Origin of the sequence: Mycobacterium sp. D16Q16, assembly GCF_002013745.1 — a bacterium.
In the GTDB taxonomy this organism is placed as follows: Bacteria; Actinomycetota; Actinomycetes; order Mycobacteriales; family Mycobacteriaceae; genus Mycobacterium.
In genome coordinates, this window is record NZ_MAEY01000001.1 from 495672 (window position 1) to 517727 (window position 22056).

A 22056-nucleotide genomic window follows, 5' to 3' on the forward strand; every position below is an offset into this window, starting at 1 on the left:
GCTGTCAGGCCAATTGGACGTTGATCTAGAGGCGTTGCGCAAGCTGTCGCCGGAATTACGAGAACAGGCCCAGAAGCTATGCAACCGGGCCGCCAACCCCACCAGGGTCGAAGCCGGGGATGCCCCATCGCTGACCGCAGTGAGACGGCTCGTCACCGAAGTCATCCCCGAATTGCAGCGCATGTTTGCGGCACGCTGCGTCAACATGGCAGACCTGTCCGAACAGGCGCAGGCCCGGTTCGGAGACACCGAAGAGTACGTGCGACAGACCATCCTGTCCGCCGCGTCGTTGTCGAGGCCGCAATGAAGTCTGAGTACTCGGCCAGAAGGTTGCTGACCAACCACCCCGAACAGTCGATCGTGCCGTTGCGCCAGGCGATGCTCGCCGCCACCGAGCTGCAGCACCGCGCCCAGGACTACAAGCATTCGATCGACAGGCCGGGCGGCCTGCCCTGGGACGGTGAAACTGCCCGTGCGATCCAGGACACCGCGGCCAGCGATGAGAAGACGATCTACCTGGCCACCCAGGTACTACTCGATGACGCCCCGAAGGCCTTGGTCACCTTGGAGTTCCAGTCGATCGAATATCGCCGCGAGGCGGTCGACCTGTACAACGAGGCCACCGACCACGGCTACACGGTGGCCGAGGACCTCACCGCCAGCTGGATCATGCAGCCCCACACCAGCGCGGAAGTCATCGAGAAGGCGAACCAGAGCGCCGTGAAGTTCACCCGGATGATGCGGAAGGCCTACGACAAGTGGTGGGCAGCCGAATTAGAGGCCCAGCACCAGATCGACGCCATTTGCGATGAGTTGGCGGCCTCGTTCAATCCCTTCAGCGGGCTGACCTCCGCACAGGGAAATCGGGACGGCGAGCACTTCCAGGCGGACAGCCAGCGCGATCAAAGTGTGTTGAGCCGCGTCAACACGGCATCGCTCTTGGACGATCGGCAGCTCAAGGACCTGGCCGCGGGTAAGAGCGTCACCATCCCGTCCAACCAACTGCAATATCTGTACGAATTCGCACAGTCCTTCGATGGCAAATCCGCCACCGAGATCGCGGCCATCAAAGCCGGACTACCCGAGGAATCTCGCGACGCGATGACGCGGGCGTTCGACCTCGTGTCCAACAACCAGGTCAAATCCGGCGTGCCCTTCACCGATGGCGCCCTGAAGAACTTCATTCCCGACGTCGGCTCCGAGCCGCGTCTTCCGGATGGCATCGTCAGCGAGACCATCCACCTACCTCCGGTCGAGCCCACCGATGCGGAGAAGTTCCTCCGCGCGGTCAACCAGCAGTACGGGGAAGAGTCGGCGCGCAGAAGCGTCTGAGCCCCGGGTCCCTGGACCCCAGCCCGGCCAGGTGAACACCTGACAAACCAGCGCGAGAAACCCCACGGCCGTGACTCGGCTCTCATTAGGCTCTCCCAGCACCCTGACAGGTACCCATAAGGAGCCAGCGTTGACCGCCATCGATCCTGCCGAGCTGTCCGCCGAACGAGCCCTGGAAATCCAGGACAGCGCGGAATTTCAGGAACTCCGGAAAACATTGCGCCGCTTCGTTTTTCCCATGACAGCCTTTTTCCTCGTGTGGTATGGCCTCTATGTCGTGCTGGGAGCTTTCGCGCACGACTTCATGGCGATCAAGCTCCTCGGCAACATCAACGTCGGACTCGTACTGGGCCTTGGCCAGTTCGTCACCACGTTCGTCATCACCGGCCTCTACGTCAGATTCGCCAACCGCGAGCTGGATCCGAAGGCCGCGGCCATCCGTGCCGAGGTGGAACAGGCATGAGCACCCCATCGATACTGGCGGCCGAAACCGTCGGCAATCCGGCCACCAACATCGCGATCTTCACCGTCTTCGTCGCCGTCACCCTCTACCTCGTTATCCGCGCCAGCGGCAGTAACAAGACCGCAGAGGGATTCTTCACCGGCGGGCGCGCGTTCTCCGGCCCGCAGAACGGCATCGCCATCGCCGGGGACTACCTTTCCGCCGCAAGCTTTCTCGGAATCGCCGGGGCCATCGCGGTATACGGCTATGACGGCTTTCTGTACTCCATTGGATTCCTGGTGGCCTGGCTGGTGGCTCTGCTCCTGGTCGCCGAATTGCTCCGCAACACAGGAAAATTCACCATGGCCGACGTACTGAGTTTCCGGCTCAGGCAGCGCCCGGTGCGACTGGCAGCGGCGACTTCCACCTTGACGGTGTCGCTGTTCTACCTCCTGGCGCAGATGGCGGGTGCCGGCGGCCTGGTGGCGCTCCTGCTCAATATCCACAGCAGACTGGGCCAGTCGATTGTCATCGGCGTGGTTGGCGTGCTCATGATCGTCTACGTCCTGGTGGGCGGCATGAAGGGCACCACCTGGGTGCAGATCATCAAGGCGGTCCTACTGATCAGCGGCGCCGCACTCATGACGGCCGCGGTATTCGCCAAGTTCGGTTTCAACTTCTCCGACATCCTCGGCGCCGCGCAGCACGCCGTCTCCGACAGCCACACCAAAGGTGTTGCGTCCCGCGATGTTCTAGCCCCGGGCGCGCAGTACGGCGGCTCCCTGACATCAAAGATCAACTTCCTGTCGCTCGGACTCGCGCTGGTACTGGGCACCGCCGGACTCCCCCACGTCCTGATGCGCTTCTACACCGTGCCCACCGCCAAGGAGGCTCGCCGATCGGTGGTGTGGGCGATCGGACTGATCGGCGCCTTCTACCTGTTCACGCTGGCGCTGGGCTACGGCGCCGCCGCACTCGTCGGACCCGATCGCATCCTGGCAGCGGCCGGTGGCCAGAACTCGGCCGCACCGCTGTTGGCCTTCGAGCTGGGTGGGGTGATCCTGCTCGCGGTCATCTCGGCGGTGGCCTTCGCGACCATTCTCGCCGTGGTGGCCGGATTAACGATCACCGCATCGGCATCATTCGCACACGACATCTACGCCTCAGTCATTAAGAACCACAACGTCTCTGAAGCGGAACAGGTCCGGGTGTCGCGGATCACCGCAGTGGTACTGGGCGTCATCGCGATCGGGCTCGGCATCTTGGCCAACGGGCAGAATGTCGCGTTCCTGGTGGCACTGGCCTTCGCGGTCGCGGCAGCGGCCAATCTGCCGACCATCCTTTTCTCGCTGTACTGGGCACGGTTCAACACCCGCGGCGCGCTGTGGAGCATGTACGGCGGATTGATCTCCACCATCGTGCTCATCGTCTTCTCCCCCGCCGTCTCCGGCGCGAAGACGGCGATGATCCCCGGCGCGGACTTCGCCTGGTTCCCGCTCGCCAATCCCGGCATCGTCTCGATTCCATTGGCCTTCCTGCTCGGCATCGCCGGGACGCTGACCTCCAACGACAAGGGCGACCCCGGGCTGAACGCGGAGATGGAGGTGCGCTCCCTGACGGGCATCGGCGCGGAAAAGGCGATCGCCCATTGATCCGGGCGGAATGAGACGGGCCCGCCCATGACTTACATTGGGTTGTGATTGCCCGTCTGCGGCGTTCGGCCGCGTTCATCCTGCTGGCCTTCAGCTTCTCGGCGGTCATGATCGGCACCACCATGCCGACCCCGATGTACGCCCTGTACTCGCAGCAGATGCACTTTTCCGTGCTCACGACGACGGTCGTGTATGCGACCTACGCGGCCGGCGTGCTGTTCGCGCTGCTGCTGTTCGGCAGCTGGTCCGACGTTCTCGGCCGTCGGCCCCTGTTGCTGACCGGCGCCGGATTCGCCATCCTCAGCTCAGTCATCTTCCTGTTCGTCGATTCGGTTCCGCTGCTGCTGATCGCCCGCATCGTCTCGGGGCTGTCCGCGGGGTTTTTCACCGGCGCGGCTACCGTCGCCGTCATCGAGGCGGCACCCGAACAATGGCGGGGACGAGCGGCCGCCGTCGCCACCATCGCCAACACCGGCGGCCTCGGACTCGGACCCCTGGTGGCCGGCATCCTCGTTCAGTACGCACCCTGGCCCACCCACCTCGCGTTCATCGTCCATATCGGACTCGTGTCCATCGCCGTAGTGGCTCTACTCGCGGCACCGGAGACCGCGCCGAGGCATGGAACACTTGGTGTGCAACGTCTTTCGCTACCTCCCCAGGTTCGTGCGACATTCGCGGCCGCGGCGACAGCGGGGTTCGCCGGATTCGCGGCTCTCGGCTCCTTCACGGCTGTGGCCCCCGGATTCCTGTCCGGGGTGCTCGGCATCGACAACCACGCGGTGGCCGGGGCAAGTGTCTTCCTCACATTCGGATCCTCTTGTGTGGCACAGATTCTCGTCCGGCAGGTGCCGGCGGCCAAGGCGCTGATCCTTGGCTGCGCAATCCTGCTGACCGGGATGCTGCTCGTGGTGGTGGCCCTGCACACCTCGTCATTGCCCTGGTACCTGGCCAGCGCCGTGGTCGTGGGCATCGGGCAGGGCATCAGCTTCAGCCGCGGACTGGCCTCCATCGCCGACCGCACTCCGGAGGACAACCGCGCGGAGGTGACCTCCAGCTACTTCGTCGTCGCCTACATCGGAATCGCCCTGCCGGTCATCGGCGAGGGCCTGGCCGCGCAAGCGTGGGGACTACGCACCGCGGGGATCACGTTCGCGCTCGCGGTGGCCGCCCTGGCGGCGCTCTGCCTGATCGCGGTCATCTGGCAAGAACGCCCACGCCGGGCGGAAACGACGGCACCGGCGACCACCGGCTAATCAAGATCTGTTGCCGCTACACCCCATGACCACAGCTGTGGTGCCGAAAATATAGGTAGCACAGCACAGTTCACACACCCCACTGAGACGCTCGGGCCAGAAACCGTTCATCCGATAAGGGTTGTCCGGGCCGTGGATCGGCGCTAAGTTGTCGGCGGCCCCTGCCTACTCCGGGGTCGTTACCGGTCTTTTCAGAAGGAGTCGATGGGTCGTGCCTGAAGTCGTGCCGGATGACGGCGAAGCCCCAGTCATTGTCAGCCTCGTCGATGCGGCGGTGCACATGTACGCCTCCGCCATCGACACCCTGCCCGAACCCACCGATCCCGAGTACGGCGAACGCGTTGGCGTCGTCCTCAGTGGGTTGCGAAAGCTCGAGGGTGCGATCTCGAAGGCGGCCGGCCGCAGCCGCGTCACGCCCTCGGTCGTCGTCGCGCTGAGCGGAGTGCGCCATCGGTACGACGATCTGATGAAGGACGCGGCCAACAGCCCCAGCGCGACGTTGGGACAACGTCTCTACACCGCGCGCCGACGGGCGCGGCTCACCGCGCAGGAAACCGCCAATGGCGCCGGCCTGAAGGTCGGATTCCTGACGGCAGTCGAATCCGAGGAAGCCGTCACCGAGGACGAGGCCGCCAAGATCAAGGACCTCATCGCCGCGCTCGGCGGCTAGTCCTACTCGCCAGGTCCAGGGGAAACTACCTAGCGAGGTCGCGTAGCGACGCGCTGTGTCGGTGATCGGCACTGGGCGACGCTAGGTGCATGACGATGACTCTGGGCTTGCCCACAGCCGCCCAGGTGGGCGCTGCCACTCCGACAACGCGCGACCGCGCACTTGACGTGATCCGGATCGTGTCGCTGGTCGGCGTGGTCCTCGGGCACACCATCATGGCGGTGAGCGCCATCGACAACGGTGTGCTGCTATGGGGCAACCTGCTCAACGGCCGCCCCGTTTTCCAGGCACTGACCTGGGTTTTCCAGATCATGCCGCTGTTCTTCTTCGCCGGTGTCGCCGCCAGTGTGGGCTCCTGGAAGCCCGGCACCAGCTGGGGGTCCTGGCTCATGCATCGCTGCACCCGGCTGTACCGCCCGGTGTTCTACTATCTGGGCTTCTGGGCGGTGGCGCTGCTGATACTTCGGCAGCTCCTGCCGCTGCACGTGTACGAGCCGGTCGCCGGTGTGAGCACCCAGCTTCTCTGGTTCCTGGGCGCCTATGTACTGGTCCTGGCGGCGGTTCCGCTGCTGGCCCGGATTACGACGACACGCGCCATGTTCACTGCGCTGGCGGCGATCTACCTGGGCATCGCGGCAATCGACGTGCTGCGGCTGGGCCTGGACGCGCCCAAGGGCATCGGATACGTGAACTTCGTGGTGTGGCTGCTGCCGGCGGTTTTGGGCGTGGGGTACCGCCGGCAGCTGATCACCCAGAAGGCGGCGTTGCTACTGGCCGCAGCCGTATTCGCGGTCAACATCGCGTTGGTGACCTTCGGGCCGTACACGATCAGTCTGGTCGGCGTGGCCGGGCAGAAGGTGCCGAACATGATTCCGCCCTCGCTGGTGCTGGCCGGGCACGCCATCATCCTGTCCGCACTCGCCATCGCGGCAATGCCCGCCATCAATCGATGGGCTCAGCGCCCTCGGGTGTGGTGGGCCGTGGCCATCGGCAACTCGGGCGCGATGACGCTGTACCTCTGGCACATGCCCGCGCTGCTGGGCATGCACCTGGTGTTCGATTTCCTCGGGTTCCCTCGATACAACACCGCAGCACCGGATTTCGCCGCGCTGTCGGTACTTCAAGTCGCGACGATGGCGGTCCTGGTGACCGGACTCTTCCTGGCCCTGCGACCGCTGGAGAACAACCCACTGCCCAGCTGGGACGGTGGTTATGTCGCGCATCCCGGTCTGCGCAGTGCCACCGTCGGCATAGCGCTGATGACGGCCGGCGGGTTCACCCTGGCCTCAGTCGTCTGGGGACTCAAGGGCTTTGGCCTTACGTGCTGGGTGGTTGCCCTGGCCGGACTGATTATCGCCCGGGCACTGGCCAACCAGAGGCGAGAGGCTTAACCGCTCTTACGGCGGAATTCGCGATGCGAGCCGGCCCGGCCATGTGCATGGGTCGGCTTGCTGGCGGTGTCCTTATTGTCGGCTGCGGCGTTGGCCTTGTTGTTCTTACGGTCAAGGGCCTCGCGGAACCTGCGCTTGGCATCGTCCGCGGCCGAATCGCCGCTCGCCTTCGAATCGGTCATGCCCATCAGCCTAACCAAGGGATAGACCGATCGTCGCACCATTTCACTAGCATCAGCTTCATGACCGAGTCTGACGCTCTTCGCCCCAGTGACTCATCGCGGATCAGCGGAGACAGCCTGGAGGGTGTCTCGGCCACCACCTTGTGGACACTGCACAACCGCGGCACCGAGGCCAAGCGCGCGGATGGGGTGATTCAGGATCCGCTGGCCGCAGAACTCTTCGACGCCATCGAGTACGACTACCGCAAGTTCGGCCGCCCGTCGCAGAGCCACGCCCTGCGGGCCCGTGCCTTCGACACGCAGGCACGTGTGTATCTGGCGACGCATCCCCGGTCAGCGGTGGTCGCACTCGCCGAAGGCATGCAAACCAGCTTCTGGCGGTTGGGCGGCGCGGAATCCACGACCCAATTCACTTGGTACTCCGTTGATCTGCCACCGGTGATGGAGTTGCGCAACAAGCTGCTGCCCAAGAATGAACGGATTGTCGAGCTGGCCCAGTCGGCCCTGGACCTGAGCTGGATGGATCGGGTCGACGCCTCAGGTGGCGTGTTCATCACGGCCGAGGGTCTACTCATGTACCTGCAGCCGGACGAATCACTCGGGCTAATCGAGGCCTGCGCCAAGCGTTTTCCCGGCGGACAGATGATGTTCGACAACATCCCGCATTGGTTCAGCAGGCGGACCCTGCAGGGGTTCACGTTGTCGGACCGCTACGTGGCACCACCCATGCCGTTCGCGCTGACACCCGATGAGGGCGAGGCACTCACCTCTGTTCCGGGGGTGACGGCCGCCATCGACATACCGCTGCATCCGGGGCGCGGAATCTGGAAGTTCGTCAACTCCAAGCGCCTTGATCGCGGGTTTCTGCGCCGAACTCGCCCCTCCATGACGCTCCTGCAGTTCGGATAGCCGTGACCAGATATGCCGCCCTGCTGCGCGGAGTCAACGTCGGTGGCATCACGATGAAGATGGCCGATGTCCGCGATGCTCTCGAGGCCGACGGATTTACCGGTGTGACAACAATTCTCGCCAGCGGAAACGTGCTGTTGGATTCCACCGAATCCGCCTCAGCGGTCAAGGAACGGCTGCAGCAGGTACTCGGCGATCGCTTCGGATATGAAGCCTGGGTGCTGGTGTACAACCTGGACACGATCGGCCGCATCATCGCGGCGTTCCCCTGGGAGCCGGAGATCGAGGGCGTGCACTCGTACGTGATGTTCTGCAGCGACCCCGCGGTGCTCACCGAGCTGGCTGCCCTCGGTGGCGAACTCGACGAGAGCGAACGCATCGCCGCCGGCGACGGCGTGCTGTATTGGCAGGTGCCCAGGTCGCAGACTCTGAGCAGCCCCATCGGCAAGACGACCGGCAAGAAGCGATACAAGTCGACGACGACCACCCGCAATCTGAGAACGTTGCACAAGCTCGTTCGCTAGTACTGTGGCGTGCATGGCTGCCATTGATGCCCGCCACCTCGACGGGGTGTCCGAAACCGCGCTCATCACTTTGAATCAACGAGCGACCGAAGCGAACCGGCCCGACGGTGTGCTCGAGGATCCGATGGCCATCGTCCTGCGCGACAGCCTGGATTACGACTACCACCACTTCGGCCGCACGCATCAGGGAATTGCCCTGCGGGCGTTGACATTCGACAACGTCTCCAACGAATATCTGGCCAATCACCCGCGGGCCACCGTGGTGGCGCTGGCCGAGGGGCTGCAGACCAGCTTCTGGCGTATCGACAACGGCGAGCTGAACTGGCTGTCCGTCGACCTGGAACCCATCGTGCGGTTGCGCCAGCAGTTGCTTCCGCCCGCCGATCGGCTCCGATACATCGCGCAGTCCGCACTCGAGCACTCCTGGATGGACCAGGTCGACGACTCCAACGGCGTCCTCATCACCGCCGAGGGGCTGTTGATGTACCTGGAACGCGATGTGGTGTTCGACCTCATCGCCGCCTGTGCCAAACGCTTCCCCGGCGGGTGGATGGTCTTCGACACCATCCCCTGGTTGATGAGCGTGTACTCGCAGCGGCGCGGCTGGAAGCTGAGCGAGCACTACACGGTGCCGCCGATGCCGTTCTCCTTCACCGCCCACCAGTACGGGCAGCTGCGGGCCCTCGAGGGTGTGCGCACGGTGCGTGAGGTGCGGATGCCTGCTGGACGCGGAAACTTCCTGAAGCTGGCCACGCCGCTGTTCTATGACCTGCCGTTCTCCGGCCGGATCAGGCCGGCGATGACGGTCGTTGAATTCGGTTGATCCGCAGCGCTCTAGACGGGTTTGACCGCACGTCCGATCACGATCGACGAGGACGGCATGGGAATACCGAAGATCTTCAGCCAGTCGTCGCGCTGCCCCTCGATCTCGAATCCCGCCCGTTCGATCGCTGCCAGGGTGTCCCGGTGCGTATGGCAGTTCCCGAACAGTCGGGGCCAGAACGTCGCGTCGACCGCACGCTGCGCCAATCCGAGTGCACCCCCGTGGGCGACGTGCTCGAAGAAACGCACCTCGCCACCGGGCTTGAGTACCTCGAATGCCTGCGCGGCGGCACGATCGGGGTCGCTGACCGAGCACAACACCAGCGAGCACACCACCGCATCGAAGCGGTCCTCACCCGTGACGGCCAGATCTTCGAACACGCCGGCGGTCACGGTCACCGGGATCGACGCCGCCGCGGCGGCCTCCTCGGCTTGCGGACGCAGCCTGGATTCGGGTTCGAGCGCCGTCACCGACGTCACCGTCTTCGGATACAGCGGGAAGTTCGAGCCGGTTCCCGCACCTACCTCCAGGACATGTCCCGTCAGGCCGCGCAGGTTCTCGGCGCGCAACTCCTTGATCTCGGCCGGCTCGCGGCGCGCGATGGCAGACCACACTGCCGAGAAGAATCTGTTGTCGAAGCTGACGGGCGTCGCCATGTCATCCAACCTAGCCCCGCTGGCGCTGATCCAGCCCCCATCCGCCACTCAAACTAGCTCCCACCCCACCACCCCAGCGATAACCGAACTCTGGAACACTGGGGCCATGGCACAGATCACGTTGCGCGGAAACCCCATCAACACGGTCGGCGAGCTTCCCGCTGTCGGCTCTCCTGCCCCGGCATTTGAGCTGGTAGGCGCCGATCTCGGCCCCGTCACCAGCGACCAGTACCGGGATAAGCCGGTGATCCTCAACATCTTTCCCTCGATCGACACCCCCGTCTGCCAGGCCAGCGTGCGGACCTTCAACCAGCGCGCCGCCGAGGCGGGCGCGCCGGTGCTGTGTGTGTCGAAGGACCTGCCGTTTGCCCAGAAGCGCTTCTGTGGCGCTGAGGGCATCGAGAACGTGGGCACCGCGTCGGCCTTCCGGAGCTCGTTCGGCGAGGACTTCGGCGTCGTCATCACCGACGGCCCGATGACCGGACTGCTGGGCCGCGCGATCGTCGTCATCGGTGCCGACGGCAACGTCGCCTACACCGAGCTGGTGCCCGAGATCGCTCAGGAACCCGACTACGACGCGGTGCTCGGGGCACTGTCCTAAAGCCCAGTGACCAGCGCACCCTTTGCCGACGAGCTGCTGGCGACCGTTCAGGCGTCGCCAGCGGCTGTCGGTGCACACGACAAGGACGCCTGGGTCGGCCTGTTCGCCACCTACGGCCAGGTCAATGATCCGGTGGGCTCGCGGCCGCATATCGGCGAGGCCGCGATCAGCAAGTTCTACGACACCTTCATCGCGCCCAACACGATCGTGTTCGACGTCGAGAACGATGTGGTCGCCGGGATGTCGGTACTCCGTGATCTGACGATTCATACGACCATGTCGACCGGCGTCACCATGCACATCCCGATGCATCTGCGCTATGACGTCGTGGAGGACGGGCCGGCCTCATCACTCAAGATCGACCGGTTGTTCGCGTACTGGGAGCTGCGCGCCATGATCAGCCAACTCTTGGGTTCCGGCGGCGACGGACTGCTCGCGAGCGCCAAGCTGGGCCCGCAACTGCTGAAGAACCAGGGACTCAACGGTGTGCTGGGATTCATGCGCGGACTCAAGGGCGTGCATCAGACCGGCAAACAGCGCGTCCAGGAGCTGGCGGCCGCGCTGGCGGCCCGGGACATCCCGACGGTCACCCGGCTGCTCGCCCCGGAGGCCGTCCTCTCGCTCGACGGCGTGACCGAGGCATCGCTGGCCGAGTTCGCCTCGGCAGCAAGTTCTTTGACCGTCGACAAGCTGTTGGCCGCAGGCTCGTCGGTGTCAGCCACCGTGCATCTGGGCAGTCGGCGCGGGGTGGGGCTCTTCGAGTTCTCCGACAACTCGGCGGCACCGGGCACGCTGGCCTCGGTGCAGCTCTACTTCTGACGCGGCAGCACCCCGGTCAGGTCGATATCACTGACTGCCTGTCCCAAGCAGGCCGCACGTAACGCGTTGTCGGCGAACAGTTCCGCATCACCCCACGGCAGGTACGGTTTGGTGACCAGCATCGAGGCCACCCCATGCGCCGCCGACCACAGCTGCAGGCCCATTGCGACGGTGTCGCCGTCGGGGTAGAAACCTTCTTCCACGAGCTCTTGAACCCCCTTGTGTAAGTGCGCGAATGCCGCACTGACCAGCGTTTCATCCACTTCGCTGTCATCGCGGGGCGGCGCCGAGGTGGCCAGCCGGTACATCAGCGGGGTCGCGACGGCGAAGCGCACGTAGGCCATACCTTGCGCGTGCAGACGCTCCAGCGTGGTCGGCTGATCAACGGCCGCGGCCACCATCTCATCGTCCAGCTGTTGGTAGTACTGCCCACACACCGCGTCCATCAGCTCGTCCTTATCCGCGAAATGCAGATAGATCGACGGCGGGGTCACACCAATCTTGCGCGCCACCTCACGAATGGACGGCGCACGCAGCTCCTTGGCGTCCAGGACAAGTTCGATTGCGGCGTCGATGATTTCGTCGCGCAGTTGGTCTCCTTCCCCGCGCGAGGAACGCTGACGCTTAGTCACTGAATCCGATTCGGTCATGGAGTTTGACCAGCGGCTTGGGAGCCCACCAGTTGAAGCGCCCGAGCATTCGCATGAACGAGGGCACCAGCAGCATCCGGATGATGGTGGCGTCGACCACGATCGCGATGGTCAGTCCGGTGCCGAACATGCGCATGAAGGACACCTGCGCGGCCATCAGTGCCGCAAAAGCGATGGTCATGATCATCGCTGCCGCGGTGACCACCCGTCCGGTGCGGGCCACCCCGAGTGCCACGGCCTCGTCGTTGTCCGCGCGTGTACGTCCGGATGCCATCCAGTACTCACGGATCCGCGAGATGAGGAACACCTCGTAGTCCATCGACAGCCCAAACGCTATACAGAACAACAGCATCGGCATGGTGGCGACGATCGTGCCGGTGACCTCGGTCCCGAATCCACCCAGGTGCCCCTCTTGGAATATCCAGATCAGCGCGCCAAAGGTCGCCGTCAGCGACAGCACGTTGAGGACGAGCGCCTTCAGTGGCAATATCACCGAGCCGGTCAACAGGAACAGCAGCGCGAAGGTGACGATCGCGATGATGGCCAGTACCAAGGGCAGCTTGTGCACGATGCCGTCGACGGCGTCGCGATCCAATTGGGCTCCCCCGCCGATCTTGGCGGTGGTATCGCCCGGACCGGGGAGGGCGTGGATGGCGTCAAGCTGACGCTCGGCGGCATCGGTGTAGGGCTTGGCACCGGTCTGGACCGTGAAAAGCGCTGTCCCCTCCTTGATCCCGGTCGCACCGGAGGGCGGACCGACCTTCATGCCCCGGATGAACGCACCGGTGGGGGCGGCCACTTCCTTGACATCCTCGATCTTCGAGAGGTCCGTGGCGTACTCGTCGATGGCCCGTGGCGGCACCGCACCGATGCCCTCGGCGATGACGGACAGATTGGTGGAGCTGTTGTTGTTGAAGTTTCGGCGCATCTCGTTGCCGACCTGATGCGCCGAGGCCGATGCCGGCAACACCCGGTCGTCCGGGAATCCGAACGTTCCGTTGAGGAACGGCATGCCAAGAACCACCAATGCCGTGACGATCACGATCGAGATCGGAATCGCCCGGGCCATAACCTGTTTGGTGTTTCGATACCAGAAGGTCTCGGTGACCTCCTTAGCGGCGGGTTCCGGCCTGCCCAGGATCTTGCGAATGAGGCGGCGTACGTCCAGAGCATCGATCCGGTCACCGAGCAGAGTCACCACCGCCGGCACGATGACAAGAGCCGCAATGGCGCCGACGAACACCACGGCCACACCCGCGTACCCGAAGGACTTGAGGAAGTACATCGGGAACAGGATCAGTGCCACCAGCGCCAGGGCGACCGTCAGCGCCGAGAACAGCACGGTGCGGCCCGCGGTGGTCATGGTCAGAACGAGCGCTTCGTCGCGCGGTTTACCGGCGTTCACCTCTTCGCGGTAGCGACTGATGATCAGCAGCGAGTAGTCGATGGCAAGCGCCAATCCCATGGCGACAGCGAGGTTCAGCGCGAACACCGATACGTCGGTGACGTACGTCAGACCGCGCAGGATCGACATCGCCCCCACGATCGAGAACACCCCGACGACGAGGGGCAGCAAGGCCGCGTAGAGACCGCCGAAGATCCAGACCAGCACCACGAAGCTGATCGGAATCGCGATCGATTCCATGACCAGCAGGTCCTTCTCGGACTGCGTGACGATCTGGTTGTAAAGCGTGGCCACGCCCCCGGCCTTGACCGAGACTCCGTCGCGGTCGACGGCGAGCGATTTGATGAGAGTGGCCGCGTGCTTCTGAGCGTCGTTCTCACCGCCGGTCAGTCCGGCGACGATCAACCCCGACTTGCCGTCGGTGCCGAAGAGATCATCGGCGACCTGCGGCGGAGCCGTCCACGCCGAGGTCAGGTTGAGCACCTCACCGGAGTCTTTGAGCTGGCGCTCCAGATCGGCTGCGACGGCCCGCATCTGCGGACTCTTGACGCCCTGATCGCTGGTGAGCATGAAGACCAGGGATTGGTCGCTGATGTCGAACTTGTCGGCGAGAACTCGTGTCACATACGCCGACTCGGAATTGGGGTCCTGCTGTCCGCCTGCGGCCAGATGCTTGGTCACCGGGACCCCGAAGATGGCGGCTGCTATGGCGATGAGGAGCGCCGCGCCGAGTACGACGCGGGGTGCCGCGATAACCGATCGAGCTAAACGTTCCAGCATCGCAACGCCTTCCTCCGGAGGATAACGGCGTTAAGTTATCAGCGATAAGTTAGGCGGGTCAAGCGTGGGCGCCGGACCTCCGAGCGGTGTGCGTTGCCCCCGTGGCTGGTCTGTGAATCCGTCGAAAAAACATGGAACCAAACGGGTCCCTACCCCGTCGGATCTTTATATAGCGGCATGCATGCCGTATGGACGAGGAGAGTCAGGCATGGCGAGCGTTTCGGGTTCATCGGGTGGGCACTTGCATGTGGACCCGGCCGAATTGCAGATTCATGGGGACCAACTCCACACGCACGCTTCCGACCTGAAGGACGCGCACGACGCCGCCCATCGCGCATTGACCGACGCGCAGGCCGGTTTCGGATCGGGGCGCGCCGCCAACGCGTTGGGCAACCGGATTTCCGAGTGGGAGAAGGAAACCGCAGACCATCACGCAGAGCTCACTAGTCACGGCGAGAACCACAAGGCGTCCGCGGTTAAATTCGTGAACCGGGACGAGCTCAATCGTGCGGGTATCGAGCAAGCCGGGCCCGGCAGCTCGGTCTAAGGGGGGAACAAATATGGGGATGACGCTCGACGAGTTGCAGCACTGGCCACCGCAGATCAAGGCACTCGCGGATGCCGCATCTAAACGGGGTGATGCCAGTCAGCAGGCCGCGGACAAGGTGCAGGCCATCATCGACATGTCGACCTGGAAAGGTGATGCCGGCGACGCTGCCAGGGATGCGATGAAGCGCTCGGCCGCCCGCTTCGAGAACTCCGGGTTTGAGGCGATGTATGTGGCGATGCATGCCAACAAGGCCTACGGAGAGTCGCAAGCTCTGGCCGACGACATCGGCTCCTTCTTGGCATACGCTGCGGCGCCCCCGAAGGTGGACATCTATCCCAAGACGAACACGGTGACGCCGCCGGATATCACTGGTTTGAACAAAGACCAATTACAGAAGGTCATCGACAAACTGAAGGAACTTCACCAGCGGGTGACGGGCCTCGTTGCGCGCGGCGAAATGTTGGACGACTCATTGGCTCGCGTGCTCGACGAGGGCACCGGCGGTCACACCATGGCCGAGAAACAAATCGCCGAGGGGAGCCCCGAACAAGCCGAACGCGATGTCCACGACGTTCTCGCCGGTACCGCCACGGAAGAGCAGAAGGCACGCGTTCAGGCGGCATCGATCCTGAGCCCGGAGCAGATCGCGGATCGCGACGCGGGCAGGCCGGTGCAGTTGACGCGTTCGCAGCAGCAGGTGTTGGGGCAACTACAGGCGCAGATGAATGGGATGTCAGTCGAGGACATTCACCGGGCCGAGCGACGCCTGGGCAACAACAAGAGCATTATCGGTAACGCGCTGCAGATGATGGGTTCGAACCAGTACGGCTACGCGAAGACCGAATTGCGCCCTGGCGCACAGGGTTCCACCACCGAGCTTACGACGGGTGGGTACGACAAGCTGCCCACCTCGGTTCAGAACCTGCTGAACGACAAGTCACCCGTCTATCACCGCGATGACCCAACCATCTTCAACCCGAGCAGGCCTGAGGCCCAGATCGGTGCCGCTGCAGGGAATCTCAACCGCTTGTCCGAGGTCATCATGGATGGCGACGCGGGCTTTCAACGCGGCACCGAGCTCGACCACAAACTACTGCAACGTGGCGCCGACATTCTGCAATACGAAAACCAGCACGGCGACTCCCTCAAGGGCCCCGTCGATTCCGAGCTACAGAACATATTCAAGGCAACCAGCCGCGATCACATTGCCGTTCACGACATCCTGGTCGGGCCCGACGGCCATCGTAACGACCAATTCCTTGGCGATCTGACCAGCCATGTATTTCCCGACCGCGGCGCAGCGGCGGGGAACCTGTTTAGCTGGACGGGCACATCAGCCGTGCCGGGAGATGGGGTTTCTCTGGAAGATGCGCGGACGTCTGGTGAGACGGCCCGCGCCTACGCCAGCTACCTCTCCGAACACCCCGGTCTTGCGAAACACCCCATGGGTATATTCGCCTCCGTCGGCGACTACAACCCTGGCCTCATGCAGGGCATGGCAAACGGTCTCGCGCCGTACACCGCGGCCATTGCGGGCGGCACACAGGACGTATTCGGCCAGTTTCCGGGATTCGGCGACGCGTTCGATACCGATGCCAACACCAGCAACGGGAAACTTCCCGAAGCCAGGAACGTGTTCAACGTCCTGTCGTCGGACCCAGAAGCGGCAAAGACGATCAACGGTGCGTTGTACCGCGACTCGGTCACGGCAACCCAGCATTACGCTGATTCCGTGCACAATTCCGGTAGTGGTGCGATCGGTGATCTGGATCAGGCGGGCAGGTTCCAGGCCCTTGCCGATTCCGGGCTTACGGCGGCCAATAACCAGCAACACGGAGACGAGAAAGCTCTGCACGACCTTAAGAGCAAGGCCTACGACGCCGGTACCAAACTTGCGAAGCTCGCAATTCCCGGCGTAGGGCCCGAGTTCGGCATGATGGCCGACGCGCTCAAATCCAGCATCATCGGGTCCGTCGGCGACGGCGGTATGACCAACGGCGTAGACATGGCGCCAGAAAGCGCACAGCACCTACTTCTCAATGCCTACTTAGCCAATGGCACGCTTAATCCCGACCAGGTCTCACCACAAATTCTTGTGCCAGTGGACGCCGCTCATCCGAACGGGCCACAGAAGATCGGGACTCTTGAGGAAATCAACAAGGCACACCCCAACGAGAAGATGTCCGCATCCAACTATCACACCCAGGTAAATAACGGCCTCAAGGGTGTGCCCGGAGAGCCCGGTAACGCCGATCCGATCAGGGTTGCCTACAACATGGTTGCGCAGTGGCCGGCATGACAGCCGGTCCGCGGTGCCGGACCTCCGTGCGGGTCGTCGCCCGCATGTTGTTTGCCGTCACGTTGACCCTGACCGGCTGCACCCTCTGGGACCGCAGTGGTCCCGCCGACCAGCCCACGGCTCCGTTCACCGGTCTGACCAAGGATCTGCGGATCCGCTGGTCCGCCGAGCCCGGCATCGACCTGCTCACCGGTCCGGCAGTCATCGTGCGGGCCTACCGCGAGTCCTACATCCTTGCCGGATTGATGGCCAGCCCCGCCCTCTACTACCCCGGCTTTGAACGCGCAGTACCTACCAACGACAACGGGCGCAATTCCTTAATTCGCCCGCCTGTCGCAGGAGACAAGTATCTGAGCGTCGACGGGTTCCAGACCACCACTCCGATTGTCGGAACCTGGAGACAACACATCCTGTCGGTGACCGGAGACCATCAAGCTGGCTACACCGTCAAGATGTGCGACTGGGACTACGCCACTGCCACGCTGCAATCCAGCGGACAGTACCGCTACCCGCACCGCAACCCCCCACAGCCCCTTGACACGGCGGACCCCATCACGGGCGTCCAGGTCTACCGGATCTCGCTCGTCCCGCCGCCGCAGGGACCCGATCCCACGACGACGTTGCAACGAGGTACCGCACCCAACGCCAGTGTCGACGTATTCGGCGCATGGACCGTACGCGCCAGTCTCGTTCTGTATACAGTGCCCCAAGACAGCGAGCCCAACATGTGGCCGAAGGATGAGTACGACCGAGACCGGCAAACATGTGCGGACAAGGCACCAGATCCGTTCGAGAGGCGCCGTTTCCTTCTGCTCGGCGAGCATCCGAGAGATGACTACCCGACACTTCCAGCCGAGCCTGGCTGGCCCGCCTCGGGCACCTGAACACGCCTTGGCGCACAGATGCATCAAAGGCATACTGACAACCACCACGAGGGGAGGAAATCGTGACCACTGGCTTCAACTGGGACAACTTCAGTCCAGACCTGCAGCAGAATGCGATGAACGACGCTTCCAATGGCCGGACATTGCACATGGCCGAGAACGCGGGCCAAAAGGCTGCAGCCTACTGTCTGCGCGCCAAGGAGAAGGTCGACGCACAGCTAGACAAGATTGACGATCTTGCAGCAGCCAAGGGGTTCGGGGAGGACGTTCCGCTGGACACGGGCCAGGGAGTCGCTGGCCAGTACAAGTCAATCGCCGAAAGTCTTCGTGAAGCGCTGAACACACTCAGCAAGGAGTACCAAGGCTTCGCCGATCGCTTCGTCGCTACCGAGATGGCTATCCGTGCGGTCGAGTCCAACAACACCCAGGCTCTGAGCGGCCGACAGATTTCGATAGATCCTCATGCACCTGGCATGCAGTAGCTCAGTTCGGCTCGCAGTAGCCACAGTCGTGGGGTGCGCCCTCGTAGCCTGCACAACACCGACGGCTGGTGAAGCCGTGCTGTCGACGTCGAGCGATGTGCCTTCAAACAGCCATGCAACGGCGGCTCCGACAACAATAAGCAACACCCTGCCAGCGCCACACCCTCCCGCCAACGAACACACAGATGGCAGCGCCTTCGAGCCGTGCACAGCGTTCACCGCAGACGAGCTCAAAGGGTGGGGCGTGGACCCAACCAAAGTCGATGACATTGGCGTCGAAAACCCTCTTTTACGCGGGTGCCGATGGCGACAAGAAAACCGATCTTGGTCGTTGGCGATCAGAGTCCACAATGCGACTGTAGAGAAGTATCTGCAGCAAGACAGCACTCTGAAACTGCAAGAACCAATCACGATTGCCGGCAAATCGGGCGCAATGAATTCCTCCGACGGCCGACAGAATCAGTGCGACGTAGTTCTGCCATCCCAGCAGGCCGTCGTGATCTTCACAGTGCGTGTCTACAGCGGCGATGAGGGACCCAGATTGGTTCCCGACGCGTGTAACAAAGCCATTGATGTAGCGACAGCTGTCGCACCGAGATTGCCCTAGCAAGCGGGAGGGAAACGACATGGGTAATGACAATTGGTATGGCAAAAATGACTATCAGCAGATAATCGGCGAACTCAAGCGCCTGGCCCCCGACCTAGTTTCAGCCAAGGCCGAAATATGGAACGGCATCGCCACCGAGCTCAACGCCGCCGCCAATGAGATGAAGACTCTCAGCGGCAAGTTGGGACAACCGGACTTCTGGACAGGCGAAGCAGCGAACGCCGCAAAGGAGGGGGTCACCAAGAGCGAGCAGAATGTCGCGTTAGATGGCAAATCCAACAGTCTGGCGAGCACGACCCGGCACGTTGCAGACATCCTGCGGAGCGATTCCCGGAATCTGCAAGCGGCGATTCAGATGGCGCTCAGCCACGATCCCGGACCAGACAAAAAGAAGGACCCGAAAGAGTACGACAAACAGCTCAAGCTTCTACAGGGGTACGCACAGTCCACGTACACCAACCCGCTCAGCGGCGAACAACGCAAGTTTGAGAGTGCCTACAATCCGGAAACAGGCACTGGCACACCGAATCCTGTGATCAACAACAACGGCGGTGAAGGCGGAGGAGGCCAGAACGGCGGCGGTGGCCAAAGCCCCAGCTCTTCAAACAATCTCGCCAACGGCCTCGCTGACAAAAACACCAAACCTGCCTTCAGCGACGGCGCGGGTAACCAGAGCGGACAAGGCCAGGGCGCGGGTTCGGGCGGCGGCAGTGGTGCGGGCGGCGGCAGCCCCCAAAGCGGCTCCGGCGGTTCCGGTAGCGGCCTGGGCAATGCTCTCAGTGGCCTCGCGGGCGGCCTAGGCAAGGACGGCTCCGGCCTGGCACCCGGCAACACGACCGCAGCAGGGTTCGGCTCTCCCTCGGGCTCTGGCTCAGGCTCGGGTACCGGAACCCTCGGCGGCCCAGGAGCATTGCGCGGTGGCGCGGGCGTTCCCGGACCGGGCGGCGCCGGAACCAACGCCGCCGGCATCGGCGGTGCCGGAGTCCGAGGTGGCGCAATGGGTATGGGCGGCATGGGCATGGCCCCCATGGGCGGCGCCCACGGCCGCGGCGGCAAGGGCGAAGACGACGACGAACACCAGACCCCCGAGTTCCTCATCAACTGGGACAACGGCAACGAGCTGTTCGGCGATCTGCCCAAGGCGTCCCCCGGCGTCATCGGCGACTGGTCCGAGCACGAACGTGCCGAGAAGCAGCGCCGCGAGTCGGAGAAACGCCGCTACAAGTCCATGGGCTGGAACGTCGACTTCGGAGACGACGACTAAGACCCGGACTGCGCTGCGGCTACGGCCTCCTTGGCGACGGCAACATCGAGCTTGCGCATGGTCATCATGGCCTGCATCGCTGCGTTACCGGTCACGGGATCGGAGTGGAAAATCAGGTCGATCAGCTCGCGCGAGACCACCTGCCAGGAGACTCCGAATTTGTCCTTGAGCCAACCACATTGGGACTCTTCTCCCCCGTCCGCCGTGAGCGCCTCCCAGTAGCGGTCGACCTCCTCCTGCGACCTGCAGTCGATCTGAAACGAGATCGCCTCATCGAATGTGAACTGGGGTCCACCGTTGAGCGCTGTGTACCGCTGCCCATCGAGCTCGAACTCAACGGTGAGCACCGTGCCCTCCGGCATGGGGGTGTTCGGTCCGTAGTGAGTAACCTCGAGAATCCGGGAGTTCGGAAACACGGACACATAGAAGTTGGCGGCCTCTTCGGCGCGGGTGTCGAACCAAAGGCATGGAGTAATCGTCGGCATATCGGTATCGACCCGCGGTGATGAGAAAACTCATCGCAATTGGCGAGATACCTCGGTCAATGCGGCGGCCAGCAGGCCCTCATAGTGATCGGCATCGGGCATCACCGAGGCGCTGGTGTGCACGCTCACCGTCACGGTGTCGCCGATCCCGTGCACCCCATGTGTCAGGCCCATCACCGGCGAGAGCGCCGGAAACCCTGCGGTGAACACCACCCGTCCACCGGCGAGAGTCAGATCGGCCGCGCCACGAACGACGCTCGACACCACGGTGTTGCCCGCGACCGTGGGCGGCATGAGATCGGTGTTGAAGGCGTTGACACCCACCCACATCATCGGCGCGGGCAATGCCGCACCACCGGCACGTTGCGCGACCAGCACCGGGTGCGCGGCACGACGGCGTCTGCTGTCGATGCCGTCCGCAATCCTCCGGGCACGGGTGCGTACCTCCGGCTCGCGCCAGCAGAGGTCGACTCCGACGTTGCGGAAATTGTTGCGTGCTACAGATTCCCCAGAATCGGCGACGGTCACCTCCGCGCCCAGCCTGTCCGGAACCCACTGACCGTGATCGCGCAGATACTGCGGCAGCGCCGTGGCGATCGCCGTCATGACCGCGACGGTCACACTGACATCGTCAGTGCGAAGTTCCTCGCGCGGCCGCACGATCATCCGGATCTCCCGGTGCTCATCGGGCCGGGCATTGAGCGAGATCAGCGGAAAACCTTGCGGTTCGGGCTCCAGCTCGCCCGCCGCGACGAGCTCTTGCTGCTGACGGTAGGCCACATACCCAGCGCGGCTCGCACTCAGCAGCCGGCCCAGCTTCACCGGAAAACCGGTCAGCCCGCGCAGCGCGGCATACCCGGGCACGTCCGGCAGCGCGCCGCCCACCGCCACCTCATCGCCGAACAACGCGCGCGCGGCAGCGGTAGCCCGCTGACCATCGGCCACCGCGTGCGATACCTGCAGTACCGCGACGAGAGCCTGGCCCGATGTCTGCGGGGCGCCATGCACCTCAGGAAAAAGATGTAAATGCCAAGGGCTTTCGCGGATGTCGACGGTACTCGTGAGCAGCGCGGCGATCGCCGATCGGCACTGCGGCCAGCTGGACTCCGGCAGCGCCTGCACGGTCAACGGCACCTGGGATTCGTCGCGCGGCGCCCAGTACGGGTAGTCGAGGTGCCCGGCGACGTCGGCGGCCCGCACGCGCAGGTCCGCGATGTGGGTCGCACGTTCGGCGATCGTGTCCCGCACGGCGGCGACATCCATCGTCGGAGAGTCGAAGCAGAACAATAGGAACTGATCGTTCGGGATCCTGGTCGACATCCAGTACATCTGGGCGTCGCGGGGTGCCATCTGTTCGACGGATGAGCCGCTGGCGCGAAGAGCATTGAACATCGTC

The 22056-nt window shown here is 63.8% G+C and carries 24 protein-coding genes; 18 read left to right on the plus strand and 6 right to left on the minus strand.

All coding sequences use genetic code 11. From position 1 onward, the window contains the following. Nucleotides 1–13: 13 nt before the first annotated feature. The 7 genes from B4394_RS02345 (at nt 14) to B4394_RS02375 (ending at nt 6740) form a co-directional block, all read left to right on the plus strand. The gene (locus tag B4394_RS02345) at nt 14–307 is read left to right on the plus strand and encodes a hypothetical protein (RefSeq protein ID WP_078309698.1); all 294 of its coding nucleotides are present in this window, start codon (nt 14–16) and stop codon (nt 305–307) included. Beyond that, complete coding sequence (locus tag B4394_RS02350; RefSeq protein WP_078309699.1) at nt 304–1332, plus strand: TPR repeat domain-containing protein; 1029 nt, start codon at nt 304–306, stop codon at nt 1330–1332. The genes B4394_RS02345 and B4394_RS02350 overlap by 4 nt, the downstream gene beginning before the upstream one ends. Before the next feature lie 130 nt (nt 1333–1462). Continuing rightward, nucleotides 1463–1795, plus strand: coding sequence for a DUF485 domain-containing protein (locus B4394_RS02355; protein WP_139359867.1), 333 nt, complete (start codon nt 1463–1465; stop codon nt 1793–1795). After that, nucleotides 1792–3426 carry a monocarboxylic acid transporter gene (locus B4394_RS02360; RefSeq protein ID WP_078314000.1) on the plus strand — a complete coding sequence of 545 codons (1635 nt, stop codon included), beginning with the start codon at nt 1792–1794 and terminating at the stop codon, nt 3424–3426. Before B4394_RS02355 ends, B4394_RS02360 begins: the two co-directional genes overlap by 4 nt. A gap of 44 nt (nt 3427–3470) precedes the next feature. Then, complete coding sequence (locus B4394_RS02365; RefSeq protein WP_078314001.1) at nt 3471–4679, plus strand: MFS transporter; 1209 nt, start codon at nt 3471–3473, stop codon at nt 4677–4679. 280 nt (nt 4680–4959) lie between these two features. Then, a complete protein-coding gene (locus B4394_RS02370) occupies nt 4960–5349 on the plus strand; it encodes a hypothetical protein (RefSeq protein ID WP_078309931.1) in 390 nt (129 codons plus the stop codon). A gap of 89 nt (nt 5350–5438) precedes the next feature. Beyond that, nucleotides 5439–6740 carry an acyltransferase family protein gene (locus B4394_RS02375; protein ID WP_078314002.1) on the plus strand — a complete coding sequence of 434 codons (1302 nt, stop codon included), beginning with the start codon at nt 5439–5441 and terminating at the stop codon, nt 6738–6740. Here the strand turns inward: B4394_RS02375 and B4394_RS02380 are convergent. Further along, nucleotides 6737–6922, minus strand: coding sequence for a DUF5302 domain-containing protein (locus tag B4394_RS02380; RefSeq protein WP_078289448.1), 186 nt, complete (start codon nt 6920–6922; stop codon nt 6737–6739). The two genes, B4394_RS02375 and B4394_RS02380, sit on opposite strands and share 4 nt — an antisense overlap. Nucleotides 6923–6982: 60 nt before the next feature. On the opposite strand from B4394_RS02380, the gene B4394_RS02385 reads away from it, so the two are divergent. The 3 genes from B4394_RS02385 to B4394_RS02395 are packed head-to-tail and all read left to right on the plus strand — an operon-like array spanning nt 6983 to nt 9178. Continuing rightward, nucleotides 6983–7831, plus strand: a complete 849-nt coding sequence (locus tag B4394_RS02385) for a class I SAM-dependent methyltransferase (protein ID WP_078314003.1) — start codon at nt 6983–6985, stop codon at nt 7829–7831. A 2-nt stretch (nt 7832–7833) separates the two neighbouring features. Further along, entirely contained in the window at nt 7834–8355 is a 522-nt protein-coding gene (locus B4394_RS02390) for a DUF1697 domain-containing protein (protein ID WP_078309710.1), read from the plus strand. 13 nt (nt 8356–8368) lie between these two features. Further along, nucleotides 8369–9178 (plus strand): class I SAM-dependent methyltransferase, encoded by an 810-nt coding sequence (locus B4394_RS02395; protein ID WP_078314004.1) that lies wholly within the window; start codon nt 8369–8371, stop codon nt 9176–9178. 11 nt (nt 9179–9189) lie between these two features. On the opposite strand, the gene B4394_RS02400 is transcribed toward B4394_RS02395, so the two are convergent. Further along, nucleotides 9190–9834 (minus strand): class I SAM-dependent methyltransferase, encoded by a 645-nt coding sequence (locus tag B4394_RS02400; RefSeq protein WP_078314005.1) that lies wholly within the window; start codon nt 9832–9834, stop codon nt 9190–9192. 106 nt (nt 9835–9940) lie between these two features. On the opposite strand from B4394_RS02400, the gene tpx reads away from it, so the two are divergent. Then, nucleotides 9941–10435, plus strand: a complete 495-nt coding sequence (gene tpx / locus B4394_RS02405) for a thiol peroxidase (protein ID WP_078297550.1) — start codon at nt 9941–9943, stop codon at nt 10433–10435. Nucleotides 10436–10441: 6 nt separating this feature from the next. After that, the gene (locus B4394_RS02410; protein WP_078309716.1) at nt 10442–11254 is read left to right on the plus strand and encodes a nuclear transport factor 2 family protein; all 813 of its coding nucleotides are present in this window, start codon (nt 10442–10444) and stop codon (nt 11252–11254) included. Here B4394_RS02410 and B4394_RS02415 read toward each other — a convergent pair. Next, the gene (locus B4394_RS02415) at nt 11245–11886 is read right to left on the minus strand and encodes a TetR/AcrR family transcriptional regulator (RefSeq protein WP_078309936.1); all 642 of its coding nucleotides are present in this window, start codon (nt 11884–11886) and stop codon (nt 11245–11247) included. The genes B4394_RS02410 and B4394_RS02415 overlap by 10 nt on opposite strands. Continuing rightward, complete coding sequence (locus B4394_RS02420) at nt 11879–14089, minus strand: MMPL family transporter (RefSeq protein ID WP_078314006.1); 2211 nt, start codon at nt 14087–14089, stop codon at nt 11879–11881. The genes B4394_RS02415 and B4394_RS02420 overlap by 8 nt, the downstream gene beginning before the upstream one ends. A gap of 208 nt (nt 14090–14297) precedes the next feature. On the opposite strand from B4394_RS02420, the gene B4394_RS02425 reads away from it, so the two are divergent. The 6 genes from B4394_RS02425 (at nt 14298) to B4394_RS25890 (ending at nt 20175) form a co-directional block, all read left to right on the plus strand. Beyond that, nucleotides 14298–14636, plus strand: coding sequence for a WXG100 family type VII secretion target (locus B4394_RS02425; RefSeq protein ID WP_078314007.1), 339 nt, complete (start codon nt 14298–14300; stop codon nt 14634–14636). A gap of 13 nt (nt 14637–14649) precedes the next feature. Continuing rightward, nucleotides 14650–16938, plus strand: a complete 2289-nt coding sequence (locus B4394_RS02430) for a TPR repeat domain-containing protein (RefSeq protein WP_078314008.1) — start codon at nt 14650–14652, stop codon at nt 16936–16938. A gap of 44 nt (nt 16939–16982) precedes the next feature. Beyond that, entirely contained in the window at nt 16983–17822 is an 840-nt protein-coding gene (locus B4394_RS02435) for a hypothetical protein (RefSeq protein WP_078314233.1), read from the plus strand. Nucleotides 17823–17884: 62 nt separating this feature from the next. Then, nucleotides 17885–18304 carry a hypothetical protein gene (locus B4394_RS02440; RefSeq protein WP_078314009.1) on the plus strand — a complete coding sequence of 140 codons (420 nt, stop codon included), beginning with the start codon at nt 17885–17887 and terminating at the stop codon, nt 18302–18304. Next, nucleotides 18285–18911 (plus strand): DUF3558 domain-containing protein, encoded by a 627-nt coding sequence (locus tag B4394_RS25885; RefSeq protein ID WP_078314010.1) that lies wholly within the window; start codon nt 18285–18287, stop codon nt 18909–18911. Before B4394_RS02440 ends, B4394_RS25885 begins: the two co-directional genes overlap by 20 nt. Nucleotides 18912–18930: 19 nt before the next feature. Continuing rightward, the gene (locus tag B4394_RS25890) at nt 18931–20175 is read left to right on the plus strand and encodes a hypothetical protein (RefSeq protein ID WP_353647397.1); all 1245 of its coding nucleotides are present in this window, start codon (nt 18931–18933) and stop codon (nt 20173–20175) included. Here B4394_RS25890 and B4394_RS02455 read toward each other — a convergent pair. Both B4394_RS02455 and B4394_RS02460 read right to left on the minus strand, forming a co-directional pair. Beyond that, nucleotides 20172–20660, minus strand: coding sequence for a VOC family protein (locus B4394_RS02455; RefSeq protein ID WP_078309731.1), 489 nt, complete (start codon nt 20658–20660; stop codon nt 20172–20174). The two genes, B4394_RS25890 and B4394_RS02455, sit on opposite strands and share 4 nt — an antisense overlap. A 30-nt stretch (nt 20661–20690) precedes the next feature. Next, on the minus strand, nt 20691–22052 hold the full coding sequence (locus B4394_RS02460) for a WS/DGAT domain-containing protein (protein ID WP_078314234.1): 1362 nt from the start codon (nt 22050–22052) through the stop codon (nt 20691–20693). Nucleotides 22053–22056 lie beyond the last annotated feature (4 nt).